Annotated in this window: 11 protein-coding genes and 1 pseudogene; all 12 read left to right on the top strand. The window is 42.6% G+C overall.

What is annotated here, in order from left to right:
* Positions 1–975: flagellar hook-associated protein FlgK (locus IPP74_15390; protein MBL0320657.1), on the top strand; the 975-nt coding region annotated here is incomplete at its 5' end.
* An 8-nt stretch (positions 976–983) separates the two neighbouring features.
* Positions 984–2,222 (top strand): flagellar hook-associated protein FlgL, encoded by a 1,239-nt coding sequence (gene flgL / locus IPP74_15385; protein ID MBL0320656.1) that lies wholly within the window; start codon positions 984–986, stop codon positions 2,220–2,222.
* Positions 2,223–2,621: 399 nt separating this feature from the next.
* Positions 2,622–3,619: pseudogene (gene pseB / locus IPP74_15380) on the top strand (UDP-N-acetylglucosamine 4,6-dehydratase (inverting)).
* A complete protein-coding gene (gene pseC / locus IPP74_15375) occupies positions 3,616–4,761 on the top strand; it encodes a UDP-4-amino-4,6-dideoxy-N-acetyl-beta-L-altrosamine transaminase (GenBank protein MBL0320655.1) in 1,146 nt (381 codons plus the stop codon). The pseudogene pseB and the gene pseC overlap by 4 nt, the downstream one beginning before the upstream one ends.
* A 1-nt stretch (position 4,762) precedes the next feature.
* A complete protein-coding gene (locus IPP74_15370) occupies positions 4,763–5,587 on the top strand; it encodes a phytanoyl-CoA dioxygenase family protein (GenBank protein MBL0320654.1) in 825 nt (274 codons plus the stop codon).
* On the top strand, positions 5,571–5,801 hold the full coding sequence (locus IPP74_15365; GenBank protein ID MBL0320653.1) for a hypothetical protein: 231 nt from the start codon (positions 5,571–5,573) through the stop codon (positions 5,799–5,801). The genes IPP74_15370 and IPP74_15365 overlap by 17 nt, the downstream gene beginning before the upstream one ends.
* Positions 5,792–6,070 (top strand): class I SAM-dependent methyltransferase, encoded by a 279-nt coding sequence (locus tag IPP74_15360; protein ID MBL0320652.1) that lies wholly within the window; start codon positions 5,792–5,794, stop codon positions 6,068–6,070. Before IPP74_15365 ends, IPP74_15360 begins: the two co-directional genes overlap by 10 nt.
* 125 nt (positions 6,071–6,195) lie before the next feature.
* Complete coding sequence (locus tag IPP74_15355) at positions 6,196–6,843, top strand: aldo/keto reductase (GenBank protein ID MBL0320651.1); 648 nt, start codon at positions 6,196–6,198, stop codon at positions 6,841–6,843.
* Entirely contained in the window at positions 6,837–7,112 is a 276-nt protein-coding gene (locus IPP74_15350; protein MBL0320650.1) for a hypothetical protein, read from the top strand. The genes IPP74_15355 and IPP74_15350 overlap by 7 nt, the downstream gene beginning before the upstream one ends.
* Positions 7,109–7,369 carry a hypothetical protein gene (locus tag IPP74_15345; GenBank protein ID MBL0320649.1) on the top strand — a complete coding sequence of 87 codons (261 nt, stop codon included), beginning with the start codon at positions 7,109–7,111 and terminating at the stop codon, positions 7,367–7,369. The genes IPP74_15350 and IPP74_15345 overlap by 4 nt, the downstream gene beginning before the upstream one ends.
* Complete coding sequence (locus IPP74_15340; GenBank protein ID MBL0320648.1) at positions 7,318–7,869, top strand: spore coat protein; 552 nt, start codon at positions 7,318–7,320, stop codon at positions 7,867–7,869. Before IPP74_15345 ends, IPP74_15340 begins: the two co-directional genes overlap by 52 nt.
* A partial coding sequence (locus tag IPP74_15335; protein ID MBL0320647.1) for an aminotransferase class III-fold pyridoxal phosphate-dependent enzyme occupies positions 7,866–8,825 on the top strand: 960 nt, incomplete at its 3' end. The genes IPP74_15340 and IPP74_15335, both read left to right, overlap by 4 nt.

Below are 8,825 nucleotides of genomic sequence, written 5' to 3'. Positions count from 1 at the left end.
CGGATTTGTGCCGACCGTATTAATGCCAATTTTGATTTTCAGGCGCAGGGCATTACGGCTATCAGTGATGGCACAAAAGTGACCATAGTGGCGTTAAATGGTGAAGATTTATCGCTGGAGGTGAGTGGTGATCCGGGGGCAGGATTTGCGGTATCCAATGGCAATGATATTCATGTAAATGCTACCGGGGTGCGCCCACTGCGGCCTATTTCTGAATATGAAGGTTACGACTTTACCGAAGGTGGGCCGTTTACCTATGAATTTGCAGTGCCCGGTCAAGGTACCTTTTCGTTTGCACTAGATGGCACCTTTGCCACCGGCGATGATGTGATTACCGAAATTAAAAACCAAATTGCCAATACCCCTTATCAGTTTAATGGCAATCTGGATGTGCGCCTTGATGCTAAAGGCAATATCTCCTTCCAACCACGGATGGCTATGAACGGCATGAGTGTGAATGGCAGTCAAAAACTCACCATGGGCGGGCAAATTAAAGTGGTGATGGATGAAGGTTTGGAAATGCGCACCGAACCACCGGGCAGTAATTTATTTGAAACCAACCCTGAACATAAACCCGTGTATTTAGGTTATGACCTCGCCATGGAAGGTGTGCCCGCAGAGGGGGATGCGTTTACCGCCGATTTTAATACCGATGCCGTGTCAGATAACCGTAACGGGGTGTTTCTGGGTGAAATACAAAACAAGGATTTAATTGAAGGCAAAATGACCATCAGTGAAGGTTATGGAAAACTGGTGGAAAGCATTGGATCAGTGACGAGTCGCGCACAAATTAACGCAGAGAGTGCCAAGGTGTTATTGCAAAACTCGGAAGATGCCGTCTCCAGTGTGAGTGGTGTCAACCTAGATGAAGAGGCTTCAAAACTGATTCAATTTGAATTGGGTTATAACGCCTCTGCTAAGGTGATCAGTATCGCCAAAGATTTGTTCGATACACTTATTAATACATTTAGGTAGGTATCAGTATGCGTATATCCACCATGCAATCCTTTAATTCTGGGCTGCGCTCACTGCTGGATAATGGTATGCAGGTCAAAAATACCCAGCAGCAAATTTCCAGCGGACGTAAAATTTTAACCCCCGCAGATGACCCAGTTGCCTCCACGCGTATTTTGCAATTGCAGCAGGATTTATCCCTACGCCAGCAATATCAAAAAAATATTACCGCGGCGACCAACCGCCAAAGCCTAGAGGATGCTACCTTAAATGGGGTTACCGAAAACGTGGCGCGTATCCGTGAGTTAGTGGTGTCTGCCGGTAACGGTGCTACCACCCGCGAAGATCGCAGTTATATCGCTTTGGAAATCGACGAACGCTTGGATGCGTTGGTGGATTTAATGAACACCAAAGACGCGAGTAATGAATATATTTTTGGTGGTTTTAAAGGTGACACTCTGCCATTTCAAATGCGCGCTGGTGGTGGTTATGAATACAAAGGTGACGATGGTCAGCGCCAATTAACCATTAGTTCCAATACACGCATTGAAACCGGCGACAATGGTAAAAATATTTTTGTTGATGTGCCCGCCGCTAAAAATAGTTTTGATCCTTACGCTAATCCCAATAATACCGGCACCGGGGTTATCAGCCGTGGCATAGTTTACGACCAAGAAAAATATGATGCGTTTTACCCAGAAGACATCATTATTGAATTTAACGATAACGCCGCAGTAGACCCTGCCGTGCCTAATTTTACCGTTAAACAAAAATCCGATGGACGTCCAATTGATGGTCTGAAGTTTGTGCCCTATAGCACAGGTGAAACCATTACCGTGGCTGGCATTAGCATTAAACTCGCGGGGCAACCCAATGCGGGGGATAGTTTTATTGTGGATAGTTCCCCTAAACAATCCCTTACCGATACAGTGCAACGTATTTCTGAGGGTTTAAAATCCTTGGATGACAACCCACTCGATAGCGCCGCATTAACGAATCTATTGGCTGATACACTTACCAATTTGGATAACGCACAAACCGCTGTTTCCGAAACCCGCAGTAAAGTGGGGGGTCGTTTAAATACACTAGAAAACATTCAAGGCCTGCATGCTGATGTCACCTTAGTTAGCCAGGACATTTTGTCTAAATTACAAGACGTGGATTTTGCCGAGGCGGTAAGTCGGTTGAGTTTAGAGAGTTTTTTACTCGAAGCGAGTCAGCAATCGTTTGCCAAAATCAGCAACTTGTCATTGTTTAATCAGCTCTGATATTGCTGCAAAACAGCCATGTTGTTGCAGCGCCTCAGCAGGGTAGAGGTCTTGCCACGGCGTTATGGCATGCGGAGAGTGCATCTTCCTTTGTAAAAACCTATAGCTTGTTTTTATATGCTGGCCTGTATACAAACGTTTGGTTTTACAGAAGTGGCAGCGATGGTGAGTAAAGATGGTATTCAACTTCAACCCATGAAACTGCACCGTTAAACATATGTAACTACCAATGGGGTTTTTATTACCTCTTATGTCAGTATCAAGCGGCAACTTTTGCCGCTTTTTCTTTATATTCTTGCCCCATAGCTCTTAGACCCCCAGTAAATCAAGCGGTTATTACAGCTGGTTCGGTTATTGCACTTCAACAAATGTGTTATTTTTCTGGCGGGGATGATTCCCATGTTTGATGGTAAAAGTGTGCTTATTACCGGCGGTACTGGCTCGTTTGGTCGTAAATATACCGAAACATTGTTAAGCCGTTATAAACCAAAAAAAATTATCATCTACTCCCGGGATGAAATGAAACAGTTTGAAATGCAGCAGCAGTTCAATGGCCCGGAGATGCGTTATTTTATTGGCGATGTGCGGGATCGTGATCGCACCCAGCAGGCCTGCCGTGGGGTGGATTTTATTATCCATGCCGCTGCACTAAAACAAGTGCCTGCGGCGGAATATAATCCCATGGAATGCATTAAAACCAATGTCTATGGTGCGGAAAACGTCATCCGTGCCGCGTTGGATAATGGCGTGCAGAAGGTTATTGCCCTCTCAACCGATAAAGCCGCTAACCCTGTTAATCTCTATGGCGCTACCAAACTTTGCTCAGACAAATTATTTGTTGCGGCGAATAATATTACCGGCGGAAACAATACCCGGTTTGCCGTAGTGCGTTATGGCAATGTGGTGGGCTCACGGGGTTCGGTAGTGCCGTTCTTCAAAAAACTGATTAAAAACGGTGAAACGGAATTACCTATCACTGACTACAAAATGACACGTTTCTGGATCACCCTGCAACAGGGGGTAGATTTTGTATTAAAGAATTTCGAACGTATGCACGGTGGTGAAATTTTCGTGCCGAAAATTCCATCCATCCCATGACAGATCTGGCCGAAGCGATAGCCCCCGGAATGCCCCTGAAAGAAATAGGCATTCGCCCCGGTGAAAAACTGCATGAAACTATGTGCCCGCGGGATGACAGCCATCGCACGCTGGAGTTTCTGGATCACTACGTGATTATGCCGTCTATCCAGTTTACTCATGCCAGCAACTTTGAACTAAACAGGCTGGAAGAAATTGGTAAGCCAGTTGAACAAGGATTTTCATACAATTCTGGTAGCAATCCGCACTTTATGACAGTCGAGGAAATCAGAACTATGCATAACGAGGCACATGTATGATTCCGTATAATCGGCATCATATTGATGAAGATGATATTGCTGCTGTTACAGCGGTGTTGAAATCTGATTTTTTAACCCAGGGAAACACAGTTACCCAGTTCGAAGATTTATTAGCAAAAAGATGCAAAGTAAAACATGCTGTTGCTGTGTCATCGGGTACGGCGGGGTTGCATCTTGCATGCCTGGCGTTGGGGATTAAATCCGGTGATTGTGTGTGGACATCACCCATCAGTTTTATAGCATCTGCTAACGCAGGTTTATATTGTGGTGCCAATATTGACTTTGTTGATATTGATATAAAAACAGGTTGTATATCTGTAGATGCATTAACAAAAAAACTGGCACAAACACCGGAAAATAAGCTTCCTAAGGCTTTAGTAGTGGTGAATTATGCTGGCCATAGTGCAGATATTAGTAAAATTAGAAAGCTATCCGTTGAGTATAAATTTTTCATAATAGAAGATTCGTGCCATGCATTTGGTGGCGAATATGCGGGTGAACCTGTCGGCTGCTGCAGGTATTCGGATATTTCAGTTTTCAGTTTTCATCCTATCAAAAGCATTACCACTGCAGAGGGTGGGGCATTGTTAACCAATAATGACGAAATAGCCCGTCATGCGGCCGCATTGCGCACGCACGGCATTAACCGCGAGGCAGGTGGTGTAAATCGATATATATGGTCATATGACCAGACCGAGCTTGGTTTTAATTACCGCATGTCTGATGTTCAGGCTGCCATTGGTATAGGGCAGATGAAAAAACTTGATAGGTTTATAGCCCGCAGGACACACCTGGCTTCACTTTATGCTGCCACATTGCCGGCGGGTATCGCGCATGTGGCCGGTGATTCCGCTGGTAAATCTGCCCATCACCTTTATGCCGTACTGATTGATGCGGTGAATAATATTGAAATGAGTAACAAGTTTTTTTCTGCTATGCGTGAAAATGGCATATTCGTGCAGAAAAATTACCGTCCAATATATCATCATTCGTTTTATAAAAATAAAGAATGTTATATATCCCTTGGTAATGCTGAGGATTTTTATATCAAGCAAGCTTCATTGCCTATTTTTTATGATATGGATGATGATCAGGTTGGATTGGTAGCAGATAAGATAAGGCAAGTGATGCGGGAGATTTAATATGAATGTTGCGTCTTATGTTGAGCTGGTAAAAGAGAATGGCTACGTGGTAATACCAGATGTGCTAAGCGAAAGTGAATGTTCCCTGTATAAGGAAATGCTGGATTCTGATTATGTGAAATACCGTGATTTATACGCTGGCAGTATGTATACCAGTCATGGTCTAAATGATAAATCATCTGAAAAAGTTGTGTATAACATGCACAATAAAGATATACGTTATTTTGATCTATTTGATCACCCAAAAATAGTCCCCGTGATCGCCTCGTTGTTGCAGGAAGGGTCCTACCAGAATTCTGAAGAGTACAATTTACTGAATATATCAGCCCGGTGCCCGGGTGCGTTTGTGCCTGCCCAGCAATTACATCTCGATTCTAATTTACCCGGCAGGGATGGTTATCCATTGATTGTGGTGGCTCTTTTTATGCTTGACGATTTCAACGAAATAAATGGAGCAACTCGATTTGTACCGGGTAGTCATAAATTTTCCAGTTATGCGGAAAATGGCTGTGTATATCCTGATGAAGTTATGGTTACTGGCAAAAAGGGTTCCGTTGTGATTTTTAACGGTGCCCTGTGGCATGGTTCATCACCTAAGCAGGATGATTCCAGTAGGTGGGCGGTCATTTTAGGCTATGGCCGCTGGTTTATTAAACCTTCATTTGATTTTTGTAGAAATATTCCTGCGGATATTTATGGGAGATTGAGTGAGTCTCGGCGAAAATTACTGGGGCTCAACAGCCAACCTCCGCTGGATGAATTTACCCGAATTACACGTCGTTCTGCTGATTGTGAATGGGAGGCTGGTTATGAATTACCAGGTTAATAAACAGACAGCTGTATTTCTCGATGGTGAAGCCGATAAGTGGTTTGAGCGTAATTTTGCTGACGCTACCAAACAAAATATGCAGCATGATATGGCACTTAATTATCTTAAAGGCTGTAATCTGAATGCTCATAACATATTAGAAGTAGGGTGTGCTGATGGTTGGCGTTTAAACGAGCTGAATAAGTTGTTAGTTGTCAGTGTATTGGTATAGAGCCATCCGCCAAAGCTATTGAAGCGGGGATGCAACGTTATGCCAATATAAAATTTATGCATGGAACGGCTGATAGTATTAATCTTGTCGATGAAAGTGTGGATTGTATCGTAATCGGTTTTTGCCTTTATCTTTGTGATCGGTCTGACCTTTTTAAAATTGCCAGTGAAGTTGACCGTGTTCTGAAGGATAAAGGTATTTTAGTGATAACGGATTTTATGCCGCCATTTCCCTATGCGAACCGTTATTGTCATAAAGAAGGGGTTTAAGTTATAAAATGGATTATTCCGCAATGTTTTATGGAATCCGTTTTATCGAAAAAATCTATTTCGATGTTATGCCTACGACCGGCGATCGCACTGATACCTCTGTTGATTCACGGGTTGGCCTGGTTGTGCTGCAAAAAATACTGAAAGCGCCTATCCTCTGGAACCATTTTTGTGAAAAAGGTTATTTTGGGAGGGCCCAGCTCGGTCTTAACTACGGCATCACCAATACACTTGGCATGCTGAGTGAAGCTGCTGCTGCGCAGTTGCTGAAACATGCCTATATTGCAGGTATTGATACCATTGATACTGCGCCGGGTTATGGAGAATCACAGCAGCGTCTCGGAAAATGTGCAGCAGGCGATTTTCATTATATCAGTAAGGTGTCAGTAAATGGTTTGTCTGATGCAGAAGATATAAAAAATGAAATAAAAATATCACTGCATAAAACCCTGCAAGATTTACAAGTTAGCAATTTAAGTGCTCTTTTAGTGCACGACGTAACGCCTATGTTAACATCAACATCGATTAAAAATATGGTGATTGAAACCCTGCAGGAGCTAAAAGTATCAGGACTTATCTCGGCGGCGGGTGTTTCTTTATATAACAGCGCTCAAAGTAAAGAATTATGCCGTGACTGGTTTCCTGATGTTATACAGCTTCCCGTTAGTATTCTTAATCAAGATATGGTTGTTTCAGGTGAGCTGCGCAGATTGCATGCGGCAGGTACAGAGATCCATGCAAGAAGTATTTTTATGCAGGGATTGTCTTGCTGACAAGTTTACCTGAACAGCTGCATTGGGGTGAAAATTTGATCGAACCTTATTATCAATTTCTGCAAAAAAAACATATTACCCCTATGCAGGCTTCGCTTGCGTATATCAATAGTATCGCTGAAATTGATGCTGTAGTGACAGGCTTCCACAACATAGTGCAGCTGGATGAATTTTTTTCCTGTGCAGGTTACTGTTTGCCGGATGCAGATTACGCAAGTGTGCATATTAAGAATGAAGAATTTACTAATCCTGCAAGGTGGTTAAAGTGAAAAACATTACCGCCATTATTCAGGCGCGTATGTCATCCAGTCGGCTTCCAGGCAAAGTTTTGATGCCATTAGGTGATGTGCCGATACTGGAGTTAATCATCAGACGATTACGTTTAGTTGAACGTATTGATGCCATTATTGTGGCGACCAGTGATGGTGTGGAAGATGATCCAATTGTGCAACTCTGTGCTATTCGGGGGTGGCGGTGGTGTGTGGTGATTTACACGATGTTCTTGCCAGATTTAATTTGGCAGTAGAGCAGTATCCTTCGCAGCATTACATACGTATTACCGCAGATTGCCCGCTGACGGATCCTGAACTTATCAATAATTTGATAGATTCACATTTAAGTGCCAATGCTGATTATTCTTCTAATGCTCTTCAGCCGACATATCCTGATGGTTTTGATGCTGAAATATTTACTTATCAGGCATTTAATAAAACATTTTTATCGGCAAGAAAAAAATTTGAGCGTGAGCATGTTACTTATTTTATTTATACACACCCTGATATGTTTGTAATTAATAGTGTAAGGGGTGTGTGCGATAAGTCATCTTATAGAGTGACTGTAGACACAAAAGAAGATTATATATTTGTGAATAATCTCGTACGTGATATTGGCAAGAGTGGTATGGATATAAGGTTTGCTGATGTTGTTAGTTTTCTGGATGAATGTCCAGTCGAATATTTTATAAACTCAAATGAAATAAGAAACTCAGGTTTGCAGAAATCAATCTGCGAGGAGCAGGTGAAATGAGCAGATATCAGGCGTCAGAGGATATGCTGGATCGCGCTTTGCAATGTATTCCCTTGGGTACACAGACATTTAGTAAAAGTTACAAACATTATCCCCGTGGGGCCTCTCCGTTTTATATCGAATCAGGTAAAGGAGCTATTTTAAAGGATATTGATGGCAACGAGTTTATTGACCTGGTTTCATCATTGGCAGCTGTTACCTTGGGTTATGCGGATGATGAAATTAACGCAGCTGTAGAAGCGCAACTAAAAAAAGGTTGTATTTTCTCTTTGCCGTCACCGCCTGAAGTTTATTTGTCAGAGTTGCTGGTAGATATTATCCCTTGCGCACAGATGGTTCGATTTGGAAAAAATGCTTCCGATGCAACAACCGCCGCAGTGCGAGTGTCCAGGGCTTATACTGGCAGAAATAGGGTGGCAGTATGCGGTTATCATGGCTGGCATGACTGGTATATAGGTTCAACACCAAAAAATAGAGGTGTCCCTGAAATTGTTTCAGAATTAACCTCTGTTTTTAACTATAACGATCTCACTTCACTTGAATTAATTTTTTTGCAATATCCAGACGAAATTGCTGCTGTTGTAATGGAACCAATGAATGTTGTTTTTCCTGAAATGGGTTTTCTGCAAGGTGTCAGATCTTTGTGTGATCAATATGGTGCAGTACTTGTATTTGACGAAACAGTGACAGGATTCCGTCTTGCCAATGGCGGAGCCCAGGAATTATTTTCCGTTACACCTGATCTCGCCTGCTTTGGAAAAGGTATGGCTAATGGATTTCCGTTATCTGCTGTTGTCGGAAAAAAACATATTATGTCGCTATTTGATGATGTCTTTTTTTCGTTCACGTTCGGTGGCGAGCTCTTGTCAATAGCGGCTGCTATAGCGGTAATTGAGAAATATAAGCGTGATAATGTTGTTGCATCAATAAAAGAAAATGGTGTTGTTCTGGTTAGT

Source organism: Alphaproteobacteria bacterium, assembly GCA_016722515.1.
Classification (GTDB): Bacteria; Pseudomonadota; Alphaproteobacteria; order Rickettsiales; family JADKJE01; genus JADKJE01.
The sequence above is the reverse complement of the archived record's forward strand: the minus strand, read 5'-3'. Positions and strand labels throughout refer to the sequence as shown.